Origin of the sequence: Rhodococcus sp. Q1 (genome assembly GCF_004153645.1) — a bacterium.
In the GTDB taxonomy this organism is placed as follows: Bacteria; Actinomycetota; Actinomycetes; order Mycobacteriales; family Mycobacteriaceae; genus Rhodococcus; species Rhodococcus gordoniae.
The window spans coordinates 108,190-131,017 of record NZ_SDMJ01000003.1 but is presented as its reverse complement, the minus strand read 5'-3'; the positions used below and the strand labels follow the sequence as shown (position 1 = coordinate 131,017).

19 protein-coding genes are annotated in these 22,828 nt (G+C 69.5%); 3 read left to right on the top strand and 16 right to left on the bottom strand.

From position 1 onward, the window contains the following. Positions 1 to 26 precede the first annotated feature (26 nt). The 6 genes from EQ874_RS09090 to EQ874_RS09065 all read right to left on the bottom strand — a co-directional run bounded on the left by EQ874_RS09090 (position 27) and on the right by EQ874_RS09065 (position 8,632). Complete coding sequence (locus EQ874_RS09090) at positions 27 to 1,331, bottom strand: ammonium transporter (protein WP_016932808.1); 1,305 nt, start codon at positions 1,329 to 1,331, stop codon at positions 27 to 29. Positions 1,332 to 1,544: 213 nt separating this feature from the next. Continuing rightward, positions 1,545 to 3,131: a signal recognition particle-docking protein FtsY gene (gene ftsY / locus EQ874_RS09085; protein WP_129976580.1), complete on the bottom strand. Its 1,587-nt coding sequence runs from the start codon at positions 3,129 to 3,131 to the stop codon at positions 1,545 to 1,547. Between the two features lie 12 nt (positions 3,132 to 3,143). Then, entirely contained in the window at positions 3,144 to 6,770 is a 3,627-nt protein-coding gene (smc, locus tag EQ874_RS09080; protein WP_129976579.1) for a chromosome segregation protein SMC, read from the bottom strand. Positions 6,771 to 6,939: 169 nt separating this feature from the next. Further along, positions 6,940 to 7,227: an acylphosphatase gene (locus EQ874_RS09075; protein WP_064063359.1), complete on the bottom strand. Its 288-nt coding sequence runs from the start codon at positions 7,225 to 7,227 to the stop codon at positions 6,940 to 6,942. 3 nt (positions 7,228 to 7,230) lie between these two features. After that, positions 7,231 to 7,668, bottom strand: a complete 438-nt coding sequence (locus tag EQ874_RS09070; protein WP_016933288.1) for an OsmC family protein — start codon at positions 7,666 to 7,668, stop codon at positions 7,231 to 7,233. Next, positions 7,661 to 8,632: a LysR substrate-binding domain-containing protein gene (locus EQ874_RS09065; protein ID WP_129976578.1), complete on the bottom strand. Its 972-nt coding sequence runs from the start codon at positions 8,630 to 8,632 to the stop codon at positions 7,661 to 7,663. Before EQ874_RS09065 ends, EQ874_RS09070 begins: the two co-directional genes overlap by 8 nt. A gap of 94 nt (positions 8,633 to 8,726) precedes the next feature. Here EQ874_RS09065 and pcaH point away from each other — a divergent pair, with 94 nt between their 5' ends. Both pcaH and pcaG read left to right on the top strand, forming a co-directional pair. Then, on the top strand, positions 8,727 to 9,458 hold the full coding sequence (gene pcaH / locus EQ874_RS09060) for a protocatechuate 3,4-dioxygenase subunit beta (protein WP_129976577.1): 732 nt from the start codon (positions 8,727 to 8,729) through the stop codon (positions 9,456 to 9,458). Next, complete coding sequence (pcaG, locus tag EQ874_RS09055) at positions 9,455 to 10,138, top strand: protocatechuate 3,4-dioxygenase subunit alpha (RefSeq protein WP_129976576.1); 684 nt, start codon at positions 9,455 to 9,457, stop codon at positions 10,136 to 10,138. The genes pcaH and pcaG overlap by 4 nt, the downstream gene beginning before the upstream one ends. 36 nt (positions 10,139 to 10,174) lie before the next feature. On the opposite strand, the gene mutM is transcribed toward pcaG, so the two are convergent. The 10 genes from mutM to EQ874_RS09005 all read right to left on the bottom strand — a co-directional run bounded on the left by mutM (position 10,175) and on the right by EQ874_RS09005 (position 22,335). Further along, positions 10,175 to 11,038, bottom strand: coding sequence for a bifunctional DNA-formamidopyrimidine glycosylase/DNA-(apurinic or apyrimidinic site) lyase (gene mutM, locus EQ874_RS09050; RefSeq protein ID WP_064063355.1), 864 nt, complete (start codon positions 11,036 to 11,038; stop codon positions 10,175 to 10,177). Positions 11,039 to 11,044: 6 nt separating this feature from the next. Continuing rightward, positions 11,045 to 11,863, bottom strand: a complete 819-nt coding sequence (rnc, locus tag EQ874_RS09045) for a ribonuclease III (protein ID WP_064063354.1) — start codon at positions 11,861 to 11,863, stop codon at positions 11,045 to 11,047. Positions 11,864 to 11,874: 11 nt separating this feature from the next. Further along, positions 11,875 to 12,057, bottom strand: a complete 183-nt coding sequence (rpmF, locus tag EQ874_RS09040; RefSeq protein ID WP_006551208.1) for a 50S ribosomal protein L32 — start codon at positions 12,055 to 12,057, stop codon at positions 11,875 to 11,877. A 2-nt stretch (positions 12,058 to 12,059) separates the two neighbouring features. Beyond that, on the bottom strand, positions 12,060 to 12,674 hold the full coding sequence (locus tag EQ874_RS09035; protein ID WP_016934182.1) for a DUF177 domain-containing protein: 615 nt from the start codon (positions 12,672 to 12,674) through the stop codon (positions 12,060 to 12,062). 101 nt (positions 12,675 to 12,775) lie between these two features. Then, on the bottom strand, positions 12,776 to 13,534 hold the full coding sequence (locus tag EQ874_RS09030; protein WP_064063353.1) for a DivIVA domain-containing protein: 759 nt from the start codon (positions 13,532 to 13,534) through the stop codon (positions 12,776 to 12,778). A gap of 140 nt (positions 13,535 to 13,674) precedes the next feature. Continuing rightward, the gene (gene coaD, locus EQ874_RS09025) at positions 13,675 to 14,166 is read right to left on the bottom strand and encodes a pantetheine-phosphate adenylyltransferase (protein WP_129976575.1); all 492 of its coding nucleotides are present in this window, start codon (positions 14,164 to 14,166) and stop codon (positions 13,675 to 13,677) included. Beyond that, entirely contained in the window at positions 14,163 to 14,729 is a 567-nt protein-coding gene (gene rsmD, locus EQ874_RS09020; protein ID WP_129976574.1) for a 16S rRNA (guanine(966)-N(2))-methyltransferase RsmD, read from the bottom strand. The genes coaD and rsmD overlap by 4 nt, the downstream gene beginning before the upstream one ends. Continuing rightward, complete coding sequence (locus EQ874_RS09015; RefSeq protein WP_129976573.1) at positions 14,726 to 18,127, bottom strand: pyruvate carboxylase; 3,402 nt, start codon at positions 18,125 to 18,127, stop codon at positions 14,726 to 14,728. Before EQ874_RS09015 ends, rsmD begins: the two co-directional genes overlap by 4 nt. 182 nt (positions 18,128 to 18,309) lie before the next feature. Continuing rightward, entirely contained in the window at positions 18,310 to 20,601 is a 2,292-nt protein-coding gene (gene recG, locus EQ874_RS09010) for an ATP-dependent DNA helicase RecG (protein ID WP_064063350.1), read from the bottom strand. 45 nt (positions 20,602 to 20,646) lie between these two features. Next, positions 20,647 to 22,335 carry a DAK2 domain-containing protein gene (locus tag EQ874_RS09005; RefSeq protein WP_129976572.1) on the bottom strand — a complete coding sequence of 563 codons (1,689 nt, stop codon included), beginning with the start codon at positions 22,333 to 22,335 and terminating at the stop codon, positions 20,647 to 20,649. A gap of 236 nt (positions 22,336 to 22,571) precedes the next feature. Between EQ874_RS09005 and rpmB the strand changes: the two genes are divergently transcribed. Beyond that, positions 22,572 to 22,763, top strand: a complete 192-nt coding sequence (gene rpmB / locus EQ874_RS09000) for a 50S ribosomal protein L28 (RefSeq protein WP_006551201.1) — start codon at positions 22,572 to 22,574, stop codon at positions 22,761 to 22,763. Positions 22,764 to 22,828: the final 65 nt, after the last annotated feature.

Genomic DNA, 22,828 nt, shown 5'->3' with positions numbered 1-22,828 from the left:
CCCTGCTCGCTGTCGTGGTCTTCTTATCACTTGAGAGCCGGCGCGAAGTCGTATGCGGATTCCGCATGTTCGGCTTCGTCGATACCGCGGGCCTCTTCTTCGTCGCTCACACGCCAGCCCATCGGCTTGAGTGCGAAGGCGATCACGGCGGTGACGATCGCGGTGAACACCAGGGCGACGACTGCGATGACGATCTGGATGACGAGCTGCTTGTAGTCGCCACCGTAGAACAATCCGGTCTCGGTGCCGAGGAAGCCGATGGCGACCGTCCCCCACAGGCCGGACACGAGGTGGACACCCACGACGTCCAGCGAGTCGTCGTAACCGAACTTGTACTTCAGGCCCACGGCGAGGGCGGACAGGACGCCGGCGACGACACCGAGGGCGATCGATCCGACCGGGCTCAGCGAGCCGGCAGCGGGCGTGACGGCCACGAGACCGGCGACGGCACCGGACGCGGCACCGAGGCTGGTGGCCTTGCCGTCACGGATGCGCTCGGTGAGGAGCCAGCCGAGGATGGCGGCAGCGGTGGCCGTGGTGGTGTTGACCCAGGCCAGGCCTGCGAGGCCGTCGGCCGCGAATGCCGAACCGGCGTTGAAGCCGAACCATCCGAACCACAGCAGTGCGGCGCCGAGCATGACGAACGGCAGATTGTGCGGGCGGAAGGCGGTGCGTCCGAAGCCGGCGCGCTTGCCGATGACGATCGCCAGGACGAGAGCCGCGATACCGGCATTGATGTGGACGACCGTGCCGCCGGCGAAGTCGATCGGGGCCACCGAAGCGACGACCTCTCCGCCGTCGTCGACGGTGCCGAACAGTGCGGCTGCGATGCTGTCCTCGGAACCCGACAGCAGACCGCCACCCCACACCATGTGGGCGAGCGGGAAGTAGGCGCAGGTCACCCAGATCGCCGCGAACGCCATCCACGTACCGAACTTGACGCGCTCGGCCAGCGCACCGCTGATCAGCGCGGTGGTGATGATCGCGAAGGTCACCTGGAAACCGATATCGATGATCTGCGGGTAGTTGCCGAGACCGGCGAGGAATTCCCCGTCCTCGCCGTAGATGGCGCCCTGCAGACCGAACTGCTCGAACGGGTTCGCGAAGATGCCGAGCACGTTCTGGGTTCCGTAGGACATCGACCAGCCCCACAGGACGTAGATCACCGCGATGACCGCCATGGACCCGAACGACATCATCATCATGTTCAGCACGGACTTGGACCGGGACATCCCACCGTAGAAGAACGCCAGGCCCGGGGTCATCAGCAGCACGAGGGACGCAGCCATCAGCATCCACGCCGCGTCGCCTGTGTTCACCACTTCCTCCACTTGCAACCTCCCTGTAGGCCGCGCCGATCGGCACGTTGTCGAGGGAAAGCTTGCTGCCCGGATGTTTCCGTGGAGGCGCCGCGCTGTTTCATGGGCGTGAACGCAGGAACCGACCTTGTTTCATCCTTGTTTCACACTTCGGACACAGCACCCCGCCGACGAAACCGGCCGCTGTCCGCACGAGCGGACAGCGGCCGGAGGACCCGGGACGGATCAGCCGAGCAGAGCGTCGACGAACGCCTCGGGTTCGAACGGAGCGAGATCGTCGGCGCCCTCACCGAGACCGACGAGCTTGACCGGGACGCCGAGCTCGTGCTGCACCTGGAAGACGATGCCGCCCTTGGCGGTGCCGTCGAGCTTGGTGAGCACCACCCCGGTGATGTCGACGACGTCGGCGAACACGCGGGCCTGCATCAGACCGTTCTGGCCGATCGTCGCGTCGAGGACCAGCAGCACCTCGTCGACGGCGGCCTTCTTCTCGACGACGCGCTTGACCTTGCCGAGTTCGTCCATCAGGCCGGTCTTGGTGTGGAGGCGTCCGGCGGTGTCGACGAGGACGGCGTCGACCCCGTTGTCGATGCCCTTCGCCACGGCATCGAACGCGACCGCGGCGGGATCGGCGGCCTCCTTGCCGCGGACGACCTCGGCACCCACACGCTCGGCCCAGGTCTGGAGCTGGTCGGCGGCCGCGGCACGGAAGGTGTCGGCGGCACCGAGCAGCACCCGTCGTCCGTCGGCGACGAGCACGCGCGCGAGCTTGCCGGTCGTCGTGGTCTTGCCGGTGCCGTTGACGCCGACGACGAGGAGAACCGCGGGATGGTCCTCGTGCGGGAGCGCCCGGATGGAACGGTCGAGCTCCGGACGGAGTTCGTCGACGAGCACGCTGCGCAGCACAGCCCGGGCGTCGGCCTCGCTGCGCACGTTGCTCACCGCCATCTCCTCACGCAGACGGTCGACGATCTTCGTCGTCGTGGCGGCACCGAGGTCCGCGACGAGCAGCGTGTCCTCGATCTCCTCCCAGGAGTCCTCGTCGAGGTCGCCGCCGCCGAGCAGACCGAGCAGGCTCTTGCCGACCGCCGACTGGGAACGGGCCAGACGGCCGCGCAGGCGCACCAGGCGACCCGCGGTGGGTTCGATCTCCTCGATCGGGGCGGCCGGGGGAACAGCTGCCGGCCCGGCCGGTTCTGCGGGTGCGGGCAGCACCTCCGGCTCGACGACCGCCTCCGTAGCGGGTTCCGGCGTCGGCGCGACTTCCGGTTCCGGCGTCGGCGCGGGGACGACCTCGGGCTCGACGGGTTCGGGAGCGGGTCGCTCCGGTGCCGGGACGACCTCGGGCTCGACCGGCTCGGGTTCGACCGGCTTCGGCTCTGCCGGCTTCGGTTCGACCGTCGGCTCAGGCTTCGGTTCGACCGTCGGCTCAGGCTTCGGTTCGACCGTCGGCTCAGGTTTCGGTTCGACCTTCGGAGGTGCGACCTTCGGCTCCGCAGGGGCGCTCGGCGGAGCTTCGGTGATCTCCTCCGGCAGCGGCACGGTACGAGGCGCCGGCTCGGGTTTCGGTGCGGGCTTCGGCGCCGGCCGGGGTGCCGGCGCCGGAGGGGCGGCCGTCCCCTGCGAGAAATTGAATCCGCTCTGCGCCTTGTAACCGCCGGAGCGGTCCTTGGTCTCTGCGGAATCGAGCTGCGGGGTCTCGGGCGCCTTGAGCGACACCTGCCGCCGACGGTAGAGGGTCAGGCCGACGACGAGCGCGACGAGAACGACCGCCAGCGCGGCGGCGATGACTATCCAGGCTCCGGTACTCACGCACCCATACTGTCAGGCCTGGAGCTCTTCCTCCGGTTCGGGGACCGGTGTCGCGATCGCGCGTCCGCGCAGGCGTTGCGAGATGACCCGGGTGATGCCGTCGCCCCGCATACTCACGCCGTACAGCGCGTCGGCGACCTCCATCGTCGGTTTCTGGTGCGTGATGACGATGAGTTGGGACTTCTCGCGCAGCTGCTCGAAAAGCCCGATCAACCGCCGGAGGTTGGTGTCGTCGAGCGCGGCCTCCACCTCGTCCATGACGTAGAAGGGTGACGGTCGCGCCCGGAAGATGGCGACCAGCATCGCCACGGCGGTGAGCGACTTCTCGCCACCCGACAGCAGCGACAGCCGCTTGACCTTCTTGCCCGGCGGGCGGGCCTCGACCTCGATGCCGGTGGTGAGCATGTCGCTCGGGTCGGTGAGCACCAGCCGTCCCTCACCGCCGGGGAACAACTTCGCGAAGACCTGTTCGAACTCGCGCTCGACGTCGGCGTACGCCTCCGTGAACACCTGCAGGATCCGCGCGTCGACCTCTTCGACGACGGCGAGCAGGTCCTTGCGGGCACCCTTGACGTCCTCGAGCTGGGTGGACAGGAAGTTGTACCGCTCCTCGAGGGCCGCGAACTCCTCCAGCGCGAGCGGGTTGACACGCCCGAGCGTCGCGAGATCCTTCTCGGCGCGTTTGGCCCGCCGCTCCTGAGCGGCCCGGTCGTACGGCATCGGCTGCGGAGCGACCACCTGTTCGCCGCGTTCGCGGGCCTGCTCGTACTCGGCCATCTCCAGCGGCGTCGGCGGCAGCGGCACGTCGGGGCCGTACTCGGCCACGAGGTCGTCGAGGGCGATGCCGTGCTGCTCGAGGATGGTCTGTTCGAGTTGCTCGATCCGGAGCGAGGCCTGCGCCCGGGCCACTTCGTCACGATGCACCGCGTCGGTGAGCTGGTCGCGCTGCGCCGACAGTTCGCGGACGAGTTCGCGGGCCCGTTCGAGTTGCTCGGCGCATTCGGCGCGGCGCCGGTTCAGGTCGTCGCGCTGGGCGAGTGCCGTCACCACGGCCACCTCGAGTTGTTCGGCGAGTCGCTGCCCTGATTCGGCCACCGCAGCGGCGACGGCCGCGGCCTGCCGTCGCGCGACGCGAGCGCGTTCGGCACGAGCGCGGGCCTCGCGTTCGGCCTGCGCCGCGCGACGGAGCGAATCCGCTTTGCCCCGAAGCGCTTCGGCGCGTTCCTCGGCCGTGCGCGCCGCGAGTCGCGCGTCGACCTCGACGGCCCGCACCTCGGCGAGAGCGGCTGCGGCCATCTCCCGTTCGGCGGCCGTGTGCTCGGTCCCGGCTCCGTCGCCGGTCCCGGCCGAGTCGTCCTCGGCCAGACGCAGTCGCTCCTCGAGCTCCACCAGCTTCTCGCGCGCCGCGTCACGTTCCTTCTCGGCTTCGGCGCGCTGGGCCGCGAGTCGGCCGGATTCGGCATGGGCAGTGCGTGCCGCCTGACCGAGACGGCCGAGTTGCTCGTAGACGGCGGACATCGCGGCGTCGGATTCGTTGAGCGCGGCGAGGGTCTGCTCGACGTATTCGGCGCGTTCGGCCTGCTCCGCGAGGGCGCCTGCCAGGGCTGCGGCCAGTTCCTCGGAGCGGCGTTCGGCCTGTTCGAGACCGGCCCGGGAGGTGTCGATCGCCGCCTGGATCTCGAGAGTGCTCGGGGCACGGTGGGAACCGCCGACCACCCAACCCGCGCCGGCGAGGTCTCCCCCGCGCGTCACGGCGCGCAGGCCGGGCCGGGTCGCGCAGACGTCCAGGGCGGTGCGCAGGTCGTCGACCACGACGGTGCGGGCCAGCAGGCCGTCGACGCCCCCGCGGAGGTCGGCGGGACACTCGACGACCTCGCGGAGCCATCGGGCACCGGCCGGCAGGCCGCCGGTGTCGGCGGGAGCGGCGGGGCCCGGATGGACGAACGCGACCCTTCCCTGATCGGCCTCCACCAGCGCGGCGACCGCCGCGACCGCCGCATCGGCCGACTCCACCTCGAGCGCGTCGGCTGCCGCGCCGAAGGCCGCCGCGACGGCGGCCTCGTATCCCGGAGCCACCCGCAGCCGGTCGGCCAATCGGCCCACGAGTCCGTCGCCGGAGCGCGTGTCGATCAGCCAGGCCGCACCGTCGGTGCGTTCGAGTCCCATCGAGAGGGCCTCGATGCGGGCGCCGAGGGACGCGACCTCCTTACCCGCGGCGCGTTCGGCCTGCTGGAGTTCGGCGACCCGTTCGTCGGCGAGTCGCTGTGCTTCGAGCGCTCGTTCGTGCTGGGCGTCGGCGTCGACTTCGCCGGCGTCGAGATCGTCGATGCGCGCCTGAGCGGTCTCGAACTCGGCCTGGGCCTCGACGCCACGCAGCCGGGCCTCCTCGATGGCCACGGTCAGGCGCGCGATCTCGGCGTCGATCGATTCGGCCCGGGTCCGCATCGTGTCGACCTGGCCGGCGAGGCGCGCGAGGCCCTCGCGCCGATCGGCGACGGCACGGACCGCGGCGAGATGCGCGCGTTCGGCGGCGGCCGCGGACTCCTCCTGCGCGGCGAGTTGTTCGCGGGCCGCTTCGAGGGCTCCGTGCGCGATCTCGACCGCCTCGATCAGTTCCGCCTCTTCGGCGGCGATCCGATCGGCGCGGGCCTCCATCTCGTCCGGATCCTGACCGGAGCGGTCCTCGGGTTCGGCGTGCAGGTGCCGTGCGCGTTCCTGCGCGACCCGCACGGTCGCCGAGACGCGCTCGGCGAGGGCCGACAGGCGGAACCAGGTCTGCGACGCCGCTTCGGCTCCCGGCGTGAGCTGCGCGAGAGCTTGTTCGTGACGGGCGAGTTCGGCGTTCGCGTCGTCGAACGCCGCGAGAACGGTGTCGAGGCGCTCCCGGACCATCTTTTCCTGCTCGTCGTGCCCGGCGAGTTCGGCTCGGCGGGTGACGAGGTCGTCGGCGGCAAGGCGCAACCGCGCATCGCGGAGGTCGGCCTGGATGGTCTGGGCGCGACGCGCGACCTCGGCCTGCCGGCCGAGCGGTTTGAGCTGACGGCGCAGTTCGGCGGTGAGGTCGGTGAGGCGGGCGAGGTTGGCCTGCATGGAGTCGAGCTTGCGCAGCGCCTTTTCCTTGCGCTTGCGGTGCTTGAGGACGCCGGCGGCCTCCTCGATGAAGGCGCGCCGGTCCTCCGGGCGGGATTCGAGAATCGCGGCGAGACGGCCCTGCCCGACGATGACGTGCATCTCGCGGCCGATACCGGAGTCGGACAACAGTTCCTGCACGTCCATGAGACGGCAGGAACTGCCGTTGATCTCGTATTCACCCGCACCGTCGCGGAACATGCGGCGGGTGACGGAGACCTCGGAGTACTCGATGGGCAGCGCGCCGTCGGAGTTGTCGATGGTGAGCGTGACCTCGGCGCGTCCGAGGGGCGGGCGCCCGGTGGTTCCGGCGAAGATGACGTCCTGCATCTTGCCGCCGCGCAGCGCTTTGGCACCTTGCTCCCCCATCACCCAGGTGAGTGCGTCGACGACGTTCGACTTGCCGGACCCGTTGGGTCCGACCACACAGGTGATGCCCGGTTCGAAACGCAGAGTCGTCGACGAGGCGAAGGACTTGAAGCCCTTCAACGTCAGACTCTTGAGGTACATGGGTGAGAACTCTACCGGCGGGTTGTGACCGTTCTCCTTCGCCGGGTACGCGGTACGGACCGCGCCACCGAAACCGGTCGTGTACAGGACGTTCGGGTCCGACCCACACCACCCGGCCGCTTCCACTCGGTCGGAGCGGATACCGAGCGAACGGGAGACGGGACGAAGATCAGCGCTCGACGAAACCGGTGAGATCGCCTCGCGGCGGATCCCACGATTCGACGACGAGCCGCACCTCACCGGGGGTGTCGCCGGATCGCAGCCACGCGAGGAGCTGTTCGAGCGCGGACCGGGGGCCTTCGGCCACGACCATCACGCGACCGTCGGGATGGTTGGTCGCATGCCCGACGAGACCGAGTTCGAGTGCGCGGGCACGCGTGAACCAACGGAAACCGACCCCTTGGACGCGGCCGTGCACCCACGCCGTGAGCCGTTCGATGCCTGCGGGGGTGCTCATCGGTCAATCCTCGGCGGTGATCGCCAGCGAGATCTTCGTGCCCGCCTTCAGGGTGCGACCCACCGTGCACACCTTGTCGACGGAGCGTTCGACGAGGGCGATGAGCCGGTCGCGGGCGTCGGCGTCGAGTTCCGACAGGTCGAGGATCATCTCCTCCTCGAGGTGCGGATAGACCTCGGTCTCGCGGTCCGCCGCTCCGGAGACGCGGATCGTCGCGTCGTAGTCGTCGCCGAGCCGGCGGGACAACGGGAAGTCCGAGCTCATGCCGGAGCAGGCGGCGAGTGCGATCTTGAGCAGCTCACCCGGAGTGAAGACGCCCTCGACGCTCTCCGAGCCGATGAGTACCTCGGCGCCGCGCGAGCTGCGGCCGGTGTAGCGACGCGTACCGGTGCGCTCGACCCACAGCTCGGTGGCGGGAAGGTCGGAAGTCTGGTCAGCCATGGGGGAAATCCTGCCATGCCCCGTCGACGGGGACAGCGCGCAGGATGGTCACGAAATCCTCGAGCGCCGCGGACGACGCGTCGGCACTGCGTCGCAGCACTCCGATCGGCTCGACGGTGCCCGCGGTGGGCACGTCCAGGCGCCGGACCACCCCGTCGGCGAGGTCGTCGCGGGCCGCACGTTCCGTGGTGATCCACACCGCGTCGCTGCGCCGGACCACCCCCCGGGCCACAGCGAGATCGAGCGTCTCGATCAGCCCGGCCGGCAGTCGCAGGCCGTGACGTTCGAACAGTGCCTCGGTCGCGTGGCGGGGCACGGTTCCGCGGGTCGCGACCACCAGCGGGTGTTCGAGTGCGTCGGTGACCGAGGCGGAACGCTCGGCGAGAGGATGGCCGGGCCGGACGACGAGGATCAGCGTCTCGGCGTACAGGAGCTCGAACGACAGCCCGACCATCCGGGAGGGTTCGGCCATGCGTCCGAGGGCGACGTCGAGGGCGCCGGCGGCCAGCGCCGACAGCAGGACGGCATTGGGGTCGGTGCGGATCCGGATGTCCAGATCGGCGCGCACGCGGCGCAACTCCGCCAGAGCTTCGGGGAGTACGGACCCGGCCACGGTGGGCAGGGCCCCGATCCGCAGCGGCTCGCGAGCGGGTTCGGCCGCTCCCGCCAGTGCGGCCACCGCTGCGTCCAATGAGGTGGTGACGTCCTGCGCGTATCGCAGGAAGCGGTGACCCGCCGCGGTGAGGCGCGCACCGTGTCGGCCGCGGTCGAGGAGTTTCGCTCCGGCGAGCACCTCGAGCTCGTTGAGGGTCTTCGTGACGGCCGGCTGGCTCAGCTGCAACAGCTCGGCCGCGCGTCCGACCTGCCCTTCGCGCGCCACGGTCACGAAGCACCGGAGGTGCCGGAGGCGGATCCGTCGGGCCTGGTCCGGCACGGATGAGGAGAGACCCCTGTCGGATTGCATCACCGGAAGTTATGAATAAACGGCAATTTTGTCAATTTACATGAGTTTTTCTTCACCATATGGTGGTCCTCACCGCTCAGAGATCGGAGATCGCATGCCCAGCGGCGAATACGTCGAGCGCGACCACACACTGCACCCACCCGCGCTCACTCCCGGTTATCGCACGTCGGTGCTGCGCGCACCGAAGAACGCGCTCATCACGCCGAAGCCCACCCTGTCGGAGATCACCGGCCCCGTCTTCCGCAGCGACGAGCTCGGCTCCCTCGACAACGACCTGATCCTGAACTTCTCGAAGGACGGCCTGCCGATCGGTGAACGCATCATCGTCCACGGCTTCGTCGAGGACGAGTTCGGCAATCCGGTCGAGGGTGCACTCGTCGAGGTGTGGCAGGCCAACGCCGGTGGCAGGTACCGCCACAAGAAGGACACCTATCTCGCGCCCATCGATCCGAACTTCGGCGGCTGCGGGCGGATGCTCACGGACGCGAACGGCTACTACCGGTTCCGGACGATCAAGCCCGGCGCCTATCCGTGGGGCAACAGCCGCAACGCCTGGCGCCCGGCGCACATCCACGTGTCGATCCTCGGCCGCGGATGGGCGCAGCGCCTGATCACCCAGCTGTACTTCGAAGGCGACCCGCTGATCGAGAAGTGCCCGATCGCGCGGACGATCCCGACCGTGGACCAGCTCCGCAGCCTGATCGCCCAGGAGGATCCCGCCTCGAACGCCCCGTTCGACGCGCGCGCCTACCGCTGGGACATCACCCTGCGCGGGCGACGCGCCACCTTCTTCGAGAACACCGACCTGCCGGGAGCCCCGCGATGAGCCTGCCCACCGATCCCTACCGGCCCGTGCCCCCGCTCCTCCCCCGCCCGATGGTCACGCATTTCCCGGAGACGCCTTCGCAGACCGGCGGTCCCTACGTCCACATCGGTCTGGCGCCGCAGCAGGCCGGCTTCGACATCTTCGACAACAACTTCGGCAACGTCCTCGTCACCGACGAGACCGAGGGCGAGCGGATCGTGTTGGAGGGCCGCGTCATCGACGGCACCGGCACCCCGGTGCGCGACGCGCTGCTCGAGAGCTGGCAGGCGAACGCCCACGGCCGGTACGCGCATCCCGACGACGAGCAGGACACGGACCTCGATCCGGACTTCCGAGGCTGGGGACGCACCGGCGGCGACTTCGAGACCGGCGTGTTCACGATCGAGACGATCAAGCCCGGTGCCGTCACCAATCCCGACGGATCCGTCTCGGCACCTCACATCCTGCTGGTGATCTTCGCGCGCGGTATCAACCTCGGGCTGCACACGCGGGTCTACTTCGAGGACGAGACCGAACTCAACGCCGAGGATCCCGTCCTGAAGGGCATCGAATGGGAGGTGAGGCGCACCACCCTCATCGCGTCGCGTTCCGAGCGCGACGGCCGCACCGTGTACACGATCGACATCCGGCTGCAGGACACCCCGGACGGCGGTGCCGAGACGGTGTTCTTCGACATCTGACCGACACTGCTCCGAACAGCCCGGTATGCGCGTGCGCTACCGGGTCGTTCTCGGTCGGGGCTGACACTTCGGGCAACTGTACGACGAGCGGTTCATGAATTTCTCACGGCGGATCGGGGCGCCGCATCGCCGGCACGGCTCGTTCTCTCGCCCGTACACGTTCAGGGAGCGTTCGAAGTAACCGGACTCCCCGTTGACGTTGACGTAGAGGGCGTCGAACGACGTACCGCCCTGTCCGAGCGCCTCGGCCATCACTTCGGTGGCAGCGTCGAGTGCCGACCGGAGTTTCGGTCGCGACAGCGCGTCGGTCGGCCGGTTCCCGTGAATCCTTGCGCGCCAAAGCGCTTCGTCGGCGTAGATGTTGCCGATTCCGGAGACGACGGTCTGGTCGAGCAGCGCACGCTTGATCTCCGTGTGTTTGGTGCGCAGCACGGCCACGACCGCGTCCGGGTCGAAGCGGAGATCCATCGGGTCGCGGGCGATGTGCGCGACCGGCAGCGGCAGTCGATCGCCGTCCACCTCCACGAGCGGCGCCAGGGCCCAGCCTCCGAAGGTGCGCTGGTCGACGAAACGCAGATCGGCGCCGTTGTCGAGGACGGCGCGGATACGCAGGTGCTTCTCGTCGGGGACGCTCGGCGGCTGCACGAGCATCTGCCCGCTCATCCCCAGGTGCACCACGAGGGCCAGGTCGGCCGGCTCGAGCACCAGCCACATGTACTTGCCGCGGCGTTCGACGGAGGCGACCTTCTGACCGGTCACCTGCAGTGCGAGATCACGCGGCCCGGGTTCGTGCCGGCGGACGGCACGGGGGTGCAGCACCTGCACCGAATCCACCGTCGCGCCGACGACGTGAGCGTCGAGTCCGCGACGGACCACCTCGACTTCGGGAAGTTCCGGCACCTGCGGTCAGTTGCCCTCGGTGGATCCGGACTGCGCGGCGTCATCCGACTGCGCGGCGTCATCCGACTGTGCACGGGGGGCTCCGGCTTCGGCAGTGTCGCCGTCGGTCAGCGCATTCCACGCAGCCGACGCGGCCTTCTGCTCGGCTTCCTTCTTGGTGCGCCCGATACCGGTCCCGTAGGGATTGCCGGCGATGAGAGCGGTGGCAGTGAATTCCTTGTCGTGATCGGGACCGGTGGCGGTGATCTCGTAGGCGGGAACACCGAGGCCACGTTCGGCGGTGAGCTCCTGCAGACTCGTCTTCCAGTCGAGGCCCGCACCGAGCCGGGGGCCTCGTTCGAGCAGGTCGGCGAACAGACGCAGGACCACTTCGCGCGCGACATCGATGCCGTGCGCGAGATGGACGGCACCGAGGAGCGATTCCATCCCGTCGGCGAGAATGCTGGCCTTGTCGCGGCCGCCCGTCAGTTCCTCGCCTTTGCCGAGGTGGAGATGCACCCCGAGCCCGCCTTCTCCGAGGCCGCGCGCCACCTCTGCGAGCGCGTGCATGTTGACGACGCTCGCGCGGATCTTGGCGAGTTCGCCCTCGGACTTGTCCGGATGGGTGAGATAGAGCTTCTCGGTCACCGCGAGCCCGAGGACGGCATCGCCGAGGAACTCGAGACGTTCGTTGGTGGGCAACCCGCCGTTCTCGTAGGCGTACGAGCGATGGGTGAGCGCCAAGGACAGCAGTTCTGCGTCCAGAGGCACGCCGAGGGCGGCGAGGAGAGACTCATGGCTCTCTTCGCCGCCCTCGGTAGCTGTTTCGGGGGACTTGCTCGTCACGTGAGTACCGATTAGACGGGCGCGGTCACCTGACGGCCGTTGTAGGTGCCACACGACGGGCACGCCACGTGAGGCAGCTTCTTCTCTCCGCAACCCCGGTTCGGGCAGGTGACGAGCGTCGGCGCAGTGGTGTTCCACTGGCTGCGCCGCGACCGGGTGTTGGAACGCGACATTCTGCGCTTGGGGACGGCCACGTCTACTTCTCCTCGTTGTTCGAGCTGTCGATTTGACTGCTGGGTTCTTCGGAGCCCGCGCCGAACTTGGCTGCCAACCCAGCCCAGCGAGGATCCATTGTCTCATGACGGTGCCCGGATTCCGCAATCGCCAGGCGAATGCCGCATTCGGGGCACAATCCCGCACAGTCGTCACTACACAACGGCTGCAACGGAAGTTCCAGGCCCACCGCGTTCACGAGGACCGGTTCGAGATCGATCAGATCGTTCTCGACGCGGTACACCTCGTCGTCCTCGGTGGTCTGCTCCGTGACGCTGTTCGGGTAGGCGAACAGCTCGGTGAGGTACACGTCCACCGGTTCGGCGAACGATTCGAGGCACCGCGAGCACTCACCCACGGCGTCCGCACGAACTGTACCGGTGACCAGGACACCCTCCGACACCGACTCCATGCGGAGATCGAGGTCGATCTCGGACCCCTCTTCGATCGCGATGAGATCGAGTCCGATGCGCGACGGTGACGGCACCTTCCGCTCGACCGCACGCATCGATCCGGGCCGGCGACCCAGGGAGAGCGTGTCGAACACCAGACCGGAGTCCCTGCCGGGACGGGTCGTGCCGGAACCACGGGTGGACACGGGGAACTCACCTTCTTCGGACGACGCAGAACACGACTCGGTCGTGATAGGGCAACCGCTCCATGATACGCGATGGGCGGCACGAGCGGAAATTCCGCCGATCAGCGGCGGCGGCTCGCCCGAGGGTCGGCCTCCGCGAAGTCGGGGGCACCCGAGAGCCGCAGCTGCTGCCGGCCGCGGCCGACCGACCGCAGGGTGGTGCCGAGCAGTTCCTCGAACTCCGAGAGCTTTCCGTCGATGTACTCGTCGCATTCCGTCCGCAGGCGGTCGGATTCGGCGTGGGCCGAATCGATGACGCGAGCCGACTCGGCGTGCGCGGCCTGCACGACCTCCGTCTGCGACACCAGGCGCGCCTTCTCGGCCTCGCCCTCGGCCACGGAACGCTCGTACGACGCCTGGCCGGACTCGACCAGGCGGTCGGCCTCGAGGCGGGCGCGCCCGGTCACGCTCTCGTACTGCTTGTTGCCCTCTGCTACGAGGTCGTCGGCCTCGGCCTGAGCGTCGCGCACGAGTTCGTCGGCGTGGGCGCGTGCTTCCTTGACCATCCGGTCCGCCTGCGCCTTCGCGTCCGCCAGCATGCGGTCGGCGTCGGTACGCGCGTCCTCGAGCAGGGTGCGCGCCTCCTCGTCGGCGTCGCCGACGGTCTTCTCGGCCTGCGCCCGCGCGTCGTTGATCAGCTTGTCGCGGTGATCGAGCACGTCCTGTGCGTCGTCGAGTTCGGGCGGCAGCGCGTCGCGCACGTCGTCGAGCAGCTCGAGGACATCGCCGCGCGGTACCACGCAGCTCGCCGTCATCGGAACGCTACGTGCCTCTTCGACGATTGCGACCAGCTCGTCGAGTGCCTCGAATACCCGGTACACGCCCAACCCCAATCACTCGCTCGGCGCGACCGGTGCGGACGCGCCACCGTCCAGTCTGCCGCAGCGCAGGGCACGCTCGTGTGCCCTGCGCTCGGTGTGTCGGGATCCGGCCGTCACAGACCGTGCGGGAGGGGTGCTGTCTATTTCGCGGCGGCCCGCTCGGCGAGGCGCGCGAGCAGACGAGCGTGCACGGTGCCCGGCAGCATGTCGGAGACATCGCCGCCGTAGGTCGCAACTTCCTTGACGAGCGAGCTCGACAGGTAGCTGTACACCGGGTTGGTGGCGACGAACAGGGTGTCGACGCCGGTGAGCTTGTGGTTCATCTGCGCCATCTGCAGCTCGTAGTCGAAGTCGTTGGCGCCGCGCAGGCCCTTGACGATCGCGGTGATCCCCCGCTCGCGGGCGTAGTCGACGAGCAGGCCCTGCCAGGCGTCGATCGTGACGTTCGGCAGGTGCGCCGTGGCCTCGGTGAGCATCTCGAGGCGTTCGTCGATCGTGAACATCCCCCGCTTGTTGGGATTGATCGTGACGGTCACGACGACCTCGTCGAACTGGGCCGAGACCCTGCCGATGACGTCGAGGTGTCCGTTGGTGACCGGGTCGAAGGATCCTGGGCAGACCGCGCGGCTCATGATCCAGCACCGTAGCAGGTGGCGATCTCCACCCTCGTCTCCCCGTATCGCCGCGACCTGCCGACCTCGAATGCCTGCGGCCACACCGTTTCCGGCGACCGAGACGAGCGTTCGACCACGACGACCGAACCGTCCTCGACCCAGCCGCCGGACACCAGCGCCTCGAGCACTCCGGTGACGGCCCCCTCGGTCACGGCGTAGGGCGGGTCGGCGAGGACGAGGTCGTACACCCGGTCGGCGGTACCCGCGAGCACGGCGGCCACCGGTGCCGTGCGCAAGACCGCCCCCGGCAGTCCGACCGTCGCGATGTTCTCGCGGATCACCCCCGCCGCCTTGGCGTCGGACTCGACGAGCATCGCGTGCTCGGCGCCGCGGGACAGCGCCTCGAGGCCGAGAGCCCCCGACCCCGCGTAGAGGTCGAGGACTGCGGCACCGTCGATGTCCATGCGTGCGTCGAGCGAACTGAACAAGGCCTCACGGACCCGTTCGGAAGTGGGCCTGGTCCCGCGGGGCGGCACCTTCAGGCGCCGCCCCCCGGCCCGGCCGGCGACGATCCGTGTCACTCGGCGCTGTCTCCCGTGGACACCTCGACGAGCAGGTCGCCACCTTCGACCTGTTGCACCGGGCCGATCGCGACACGCGTGATGCGTCCGCCGCGCGGCGCGGTGATCGCGGCCTCCATCTTCATCGCCTCGATGGTGGCGACGGTGTCGCCCGCCGAGACGCTGTCGCCCTCGGACACCACGAGGGTGACCGTGCCGGCGAACGGCGCGGCGACGTGACCGGGATGGTTGCGGTCGGCTTTCTCCGCGGCCGGGATGTCGGCGGCCACCGACCGGTCGCGCACCGACACCGGGCGCAGCTGCCCGTTGAGGATGCACATCACCGTGCGGAAGCCTTTCTCGTCGGCGTCGGAGATCGCTTCGAGACCGATGAGCAGTTCGACGCCCTTGTCCAGGCGCACCCGGTGCTCCTCGCCGTGCCGCAGCCCGTAGAAGAACTGGTTGGCCGACAGCTCGGTGGTGTCGCCGTAGGTCTCCCGGTGCTGTTCGAACTCCTTGGCCGGTCCGGGGAACAGCAGGCGGTTGAGCATGCGGCGACGCTCGGCCGAGGTGCCGCCGAGGGCCTTCTCCTCCTCGGGCGCGAGCGGGGTGATCGGCTTGGGCTCGGCTCGGCCCGACAGCGCCTTGCTGCGGAACGGCTCGGGCCAGCCCCCGGCGGGGGTGCCGAGGTCGCCGCGCAGGAAGCCGATGACCGAATCGGGGATGTCGTACTTGCCGGGCTCGGCGGCGAAGTCGTCGACCGAGACCCCGGCACCGACGAGGTGCAGCGCGAGGTCGCCGACGACCTTGCTCGACGGGGTGACCTTGATCAGGCGGCCGAGGAGACGGTCGGCGCCGGCATAGGCGGCCTCGACCTCCTCGAAGCGGTCGCCGAGTCCCAGCGCGATGGCCTGCTGGCGCAGGTTCGACAACTGGCCGCCGGGGATCTCGTGGGTGTAGACGCGGCCGGTCGGGGCGGGCAGCCCCGACTCGAACGGTGCGTAGACCCTGCGCAGCGCCTCCCAGTACGGCTCGAGATCGCACACGGCCTGCAGGTCGAGGCCGGTGTCGAACTCGCTGTTCGCCGCGGCGGCGACGATCGCCGACAGGGCGGGCTGGCTCGTCGTACCGGCGAGCGCCGCGGAGGCACCGTCGACGGCGTCGGCACCGGCGTGCCAGGCCGCAAGATAGGTCGCGAGCTGCCCACCCGGAGTGTCGTGGGTGTGCACGTGGACCGGCAGGTCGAAGTTGCTGCGCAGCGCCGAGACGAGCGTCGCGGCGGCCGGGGCGCGCAGCAGACCGGCCATGTCCTTGATGGCGAGCACGTGTGCACCGGCCTCGACGATCTCCTCGGCCAACCGCAGGTAGTAGTCGAGCGTGTAGATCGTCTCGTCCGGGTTCGACAGGTCGCCGGTGTAGGACATCGCGACCTCGGCGAGCGTGGTGCCGGTCTCGCGCACCGCGTCGATCGCCGGACGCATCTGGTCGACGTTGTTCAGCGCGTCGAAGATGCGGAAGATGTCGATGCCCGTGTCTGCGGCCTCCTGCACGAACGCGCGGGTCACGGCCTCCGGGTAGGGGGTGTAGCCGACGGTGTTGCGTCCCCGCAGCAGCATCTGCAGGTTGATGTTCGGGATCGCCTCGCGCAGCGCGGCCAACCGCTCCCACGGATCCTCGTGCAGGAAGCGCAGAGCGACGTCGTAGGTCGCGCCGCCCCACGCCTCGATCGAGAGGAGCTGCGGGGTCATCCGGGCCACGTGCCCGGCGACCGTCAGCAGGTCCTTGCTGCGCACACGGGTCGCGAGCAGCGACTGGTGCGCGTCGCGGAAGGTGGTGTCGGTGACGCCGATGGACTTCTGCTCACGCAGCGCACGGGCGAAGCCCTCGGGTCCGAGTTCGAGCAGCCGCTGCCGCGAACCGGCCGGCGGCGCGGCGCTCAGGTCGATCGCGGGCAGCTTGTCGTGCGGGTAGAGCGTGGTGGGGCGCTCGCCGTGCGGCTTGTTGACCGTCACGTCGGCGAGGTAGTTCAGGATCTTGGTGCCGCGGTCGGCGGACGAACGCAGCGTCAGCAGCTGCGGACGTTCCTCGATGAACGAGGTGGTGACGTGTCCGTCGCGGAAGTCGGCGTCGTCGAGCACGGCCTGCAGGAAGGGGATGTTCGTCGCGACACCGCGGATGCGGAACTCGGCAACCGCGCGGCGGGCACGGGCGACAGCGGTCTCGAACGTCCGGCCGCGGCAGGTGAGCTTGACGAGCATCGAGTCGAAGTGGGCGGAGATCTCCGCGCCGACCGAGGTGCCGCCGTCGAGACGGATGCCGGCACCACCCGGGGTGCGGTAACCGGTGATACGGCCGGTGTCCGGGCGGAACCCGTTGGCGGGATCCTCGGTCGTGATGCGGCACTGCAGCGCCGCGCCGCGGATGGTGATGCTCTCCTGTGACAGACCCAGATCGGCGAGCGACTCGCCGGCGGCGATGCGCAGCTGCGACTGCACGAGGTCGACGTCGGTGATCTCTTCGGTGACCGTGTGCTCGACCTGGATCCGGGGATTCATCTCGATGAACACGTGGTTGCCGCGCTCGTCGACGAGGAATTCGACGGTGCCCGCGCACTGGTAGCCGATCTCCTCGGCGAATGCGACGGCGTCGGCGCAGATTCGGTCGCGCAACTCCGGGTCGAGATTCGGGGCCGGGGCGAGCTCGATGACCTTCTGGTGCCGGCGCTGCACCGAGCAGTCGCGCTCGTACAGGTGGATGACGTTGCCGTACTTGTCGGCGAGGATCTGTACCTCGATGTGCCGCGGGTTGACCACGGCCTGCTCCAGGAAGACGGTGGGATCACCGAAGGCCGCGTCGGCCTCGCGGGAGGCGGCTTCGATCGCTTCGCGCAGCTGGGAGGGCTCGGCGACCCGGCGCATGCCGCGTCCGCCACCACCGGCGACGGCCTTGACGAAGACCGGGAAGTTCATCGACTCCGACGCGGCGATCAGCGCGTCGACATCCGAGGACGGCTCCGACGACGCCAGCACCGGCAGACCTGCGGCCTTCGCCGAGGCGATCGCGCGGGCCTTGTTCCCGGTCAGCTCCAGGATCTCCGCCGAGGGGCCGACGAAGGTGATGCCCGCGTCCGCGCACGCCGCGGCGAGGTCCGGGTTCTCGGACAGGAAACCGTAGCCGGGATAGATCGCGTCGGCTCCGGCCGACACGGCCGCTTCGACGACCTTCTCGACCGACAGGTATGCGCGGACCGGGTGCCCCTCGTCACCGATCTGATAGGCCTCGTCGGCCTTCAACCGGTGCAGGGAGTTCCGGTCTTCGTACGGGAACACCGCGACCGTCCCGGCACCCAGTTCGTAGGCGGCACGGAAGGCACGGATCGCGATCTCGCCACGGTTGGCGACAAGCACTTTCGAGAACATTGGTCGACGGTACCGCGACGTAACATTCCGCCTTCGACGCGCATTCCACATCGTGGGACGGAGTGGCCGGACGGCACGACTGGAACGATGCAGTGGGACCGTCCGTAACACGTTGTCAACGTTCCGGGGAGGGTGGTGGAAACCTCACCGGAGGTTCCACGGCACGGTGTACAGAACGTAACTCAGGACTTGTCGAGGTACTCGACGCGCTCGGCGTCGAGCGCCGCGCGCACCATGCTCGCGAGCCCCGGATGGTGTTCGAGGCCCGGATCCTTCTCGGTCACCGTCCGGGAGAAGTCGCGGGCCGCCTCGATGACGTCGGCGTCGTCGACGAGCGAGAGCAACCTGAGCGTCGACACCGTGCCGGACTGGGCGACCCCGAGGACGTCGCCCTCCCGTCGCAAGTGCAGATCGAGCTGGGCGAGTTCGAACCCGTCGGTGGTGCCGGCGACGGCCTCGAGCCGCATCATCGTCGGGGTGCCTGGTTTCGCGTCGGTCACGAGCAGACACAGCCCCTGGTGCCCACCACGGCCCACGCGACCGCGCAGCTGGTGCAGCTGGCTGACACCGAACCGGTCGGCGTCGACGATCACCATCACCGTCGCGTTCGGCACGTCGACACCGACCTCGACGACGGTCGTGCACACCAGCACGTCGAGCTCCGCCGCGTTGAAGGCCTGCATCACGGCGTCCTTCTCGTCGCCGGGCAACCGGCCGTGCAGCAGACCCACCCGCAGGTCGCGCAGCGGACCGGAGGTCAGGAACTCGAACTGCTCGAGCACCGAGGTGGTCTCGGGTGGCGCCTGCTTGCCCTTCCCCGAGCCCGACGGCTCGGGAGCGCCCGGATCGAGGAGTGCGTCGTCGTCGGAATCGCCGTCGCCGATGCGTGAGCACACCACATAGGCCTGCCTCCCGTCGGCGACCTCTTCGCGGATACGTTCCCACGCCCGGTCGACCCACGTCGGGTGCACCTTCGCCGGGACAACGCGGCTGACGATCGGCGACCGCCCTCGGGGCAGTTCGCGCAGGGTCGAGACCTCGAGGTCGCCGAGCACGGTCATCGCGATGGTGCGCGGGATGGGCGTCGCGGTCATCACCAGCACGTGCGGTGACGCCCCGTCGCGGCCGCGCGACCGCAATGCGTCGCGCTGCTCGACGCCGAACCGGTGCTGCTCGTCGATCACCACGAGACCGAGGTCGAAGAACTGCACCTTGTCCTCGATGAGCGCGTGGGTGCCGATGACGATCCCGGCATCTCCCGTCACCGCCTCGTTGAGCGCGGCCCGCTTGCGCGCGACCCCCATCGAGCCGGTCAACAGGGTCACGCGGGTCGCGAGTTCGTGGGCACCCAGTTCGCCCGCCGCCGCGAGGTCGCCGAGCATCGTGGTCAACGAGCGGGCGTGCTGCGCCGCGAGCACTTCGGTGGGTGCGAGCAGGGCGCACTGCCGCCCGGAGTCGATCACCTGCAGCATCGCCCGCAGCGCGACGATGGTCTTGCCCGAACCGACCTCGCCCTGCAGCAATCGGTTCATGGGGTGTTCTCGGGCCAGATCGGCGGAGATCTCCTCCGCCACGGCGAGCTGGCCGGCCGTCAGCTCGAAAGGCAGGCGCCGATCGAACTCGTCGGCGATCCCGTCCGCGCGGTGCGGGCAGGACGGCGCCGAACGCACCTCGACGTCGTGCCGGCGGCCCGCGAGCACGAGCTGCACCGCGGCGGCCTCGTCGAACCGCAGGCGGTCGCGTGCCCGGTCGATCTCCTGTTTCGTGTCGGGCAGGTGGATCGATCGCAGGGCATCGTCGAGACCCACGAAGCCGTGCTCGTCGCGGACCCACGCGGGCAGCGGATCGTCGACGTGGTCGAGCTGGTCGAGCACCTGCCGCACGCAGCGCATGACGGTCCACGACTCCACCTCGCGGGTCGCGCGGTACATCGGGATCAGCGCGCGGTCGAAGACCGACATGTCCACCCCGGAGCCGTCCTGCGCGGTACGCGCGAGACCCGCCAGGGCACCGGCGCCCCGCACCCGCGCGGGCGCCGCCGAGACGAGATCGTCCGCGTCGCGCGGCTCGGGAAGCACGAGATAGCTCGGGTGGGTCAGGCTCCACTTGTCGCGGAAGTACTTCACGGTGCCGGAGAACATCGCGCGCACACCGGGCTTGATGTTGTGCTTGACCCGGTGCGGATTGAAGAAGGTGACGTCGATGCTGTGGCGATCGGAGCGCAGCCGCACCGCGAGGCGCTTCCCGGCGCGGGACTTCATCGGCACCTCCTGCGCCGATTCGACCCGCGCGATGATCGTGATGTGCCGGCCCTCCTCGGGCCGGCTCTCACCGAGCTCGGCGCCCTGGGTGGCGTAGCGGTGCGGATAGTGCCGCAGCAGATCCTCGACGGTGGCCATCCCGAACGCGTCGTGCAAGGCGTCCGCCGTCTTGCGGCCGAGGACATGATCGAGCCGGTCCGCGAGTGTCGCCACTGCCGTCCCTTCCGCTACTCGTGCGGTGGCCTCGCGGCGCACCGGCTACTCGACGCCGAGCTGCAGCAGGTCGCTGCGCTGACCGCCCTGATAGACCACCACGTCGATCTCCGGGTGGCGGCGATCGAGGTGGTCGGCCAGTTGCTCGACGAGTCCGTCGGGAGCCTCGGCCCCGACCAGCATCGTCACGAGCTCGCCGCCCGCGGCGAGAAGCCTGTCGAGCAGCGATGCTCCCGCTGTCACCAGATCATGCTCGATCACTACGACATCATGGCCGGCGAGGCCGAGACTGTCGCCGGGCTCGCACGTTCCGACCCAGGTCAGAGCACGTTCGTTCGCGTACCGCAGCGACCCCCAGCGCACGCACGACGCCGCCTCCGACATCGCGAACGCATCGTCGACGGTGGCCCGCATCGGATCGTGCACGGCCAACGACGCCAGCCCCTGGACCACCGAGGACGACGGCAGGAACATCACGTCGCAGTCCTCCCGCCGCGCCCGGGCGCCCACGGCGACGACGTCCTGCGCGGAGAGCGCGCCGTTGGGGAGCACGAGGACGTCCCGGCTCGGCAGTGCCCGGATCGCCGCGAGCAGCTCGTCGGGGACGGAGATCTCCTCCGCCCGCAGCACCTGCGCGCCCTCCGCTTCGAACAGTTCGGCAGCACCGTCGCCGCCGACCACCGCGAGGACCGCGCGGGACTGCTCCCCCGCCATGTGGGTGTGCGCCGGGACTGCGGCCGTGCCCGACGCGGCGGCTCCGTCGCCGCACCCGCGACGTGCGGACTCGAGCGCGAAGCACGTGATGTCGATGCGACGCAGGGCACCCGCCGCGAGACCGGCCTCGACCGCTGCTCCGGGATCGCAGCAGTGCACGTGCACGGACCAGCAACCCGACTCCCCGGCGACGATCGCCACGGAGTCTCCCAGCACGTCGAGATGGGAACGCAGGGCGGCGATGCGCGTGTCGTCGGAGTTCTCGACGAGATACATCACCTCGTACTCCTGCTGGTCGCTGTCGTGGCGGTCGTCGACGATCTCGGGTTCGACCACGGGACGCGAGGCGCCGGCGAGCACCATCCGGCGGTCGGGGCGCGTTCCCGTGGTGACCTCGACCAGGCAGTCGAGCAGCACGAGCAGGCCGAGACCGCCGGCGTCGACCACCCCTGCCTCGGCGAGGACGTCGAGCTGGGTGGTAGTGCGCTGCAGCGCGTCGGCAGCGGCGTCGGCGCTGGCGACGACCACCTCGCACACGGTCGGGTCGGTCTCCGCGGCAGCGCGGGCGGCACCGTCGGCTGCGGCTTCGAGGACGCTGACGATCGTGCCCTTCGCGGGCGCGCTGAGCGCTCCGGTCACGAGTGCCGCGGCGTTCGAGAGTGCGGCGGCGAGATCCGCGGCGCCGACGGTCGTCAGCCCGGCGACTGCGTCGGCCACACCGCGCAGGGCCTGCGCAAGGATGATCCCCGAATTGCCCCGGGCGCCGGTGAAGGCACCGCGTGCGAGCCCCTCGGCGACGTCGGACGCGGTGAGCGCGCCGTCCGCGGGGCCACCGATCCGGGCCGCGGCGGCCTGCAGGGTGCTGAGCAGGTTGTTTCCGGTGTCGCCGTCGGGTACCGGGAAGACGTTGAGCGAGTTGATCTCGGCCCGGCGCTGTTCGAGCGCGTCCACACCGAACTCGACCCACCTGCGCAGCGCTCGCCCATCCACCGTGTCCTCGGCTTCGAGCAACGATTCCACCCCCTTCGCCTCTCGCCTCCGGGCCGCATCCGCCACTACGATGGGTACCGATCGCCACGGTGCCGAGCCCTGGCGAACAGGTTAGCCGCGAGCCGTCCCGGCGTCCGGTTTGGCCATCCGCACTCGAGTTCGCTAAGCTTGCCGGGTTGCCTCGCACGGGTGGCTCGTTCCCCGTGTTTGCAGGGTGAAACAACACAGACAGAAGATCTATCCACTAGACACAAGGAGTTCGCGACATGGCTGCCGTCTGCGACGTATGCGCCAAGGGCCCCGGCTTCGGGAAGTCGGTCTCGCACTCGCACCGGCGTACCAACCGTCGCTGGAACCCGAACATCCAGAGCGTGCGCGCTCAGGTTGCACCGGGCAACACCCGCAAGATGAACGTGTGCACCTCCTGCCTCAAGGCCGGCAAGGTCGTCCGCGGCTGATTCCCGGTCGAGTCGTAGTGAAGGCCCCTTGCGCTGATTGCGCAGGGGGCCTTCACTGTTCGATT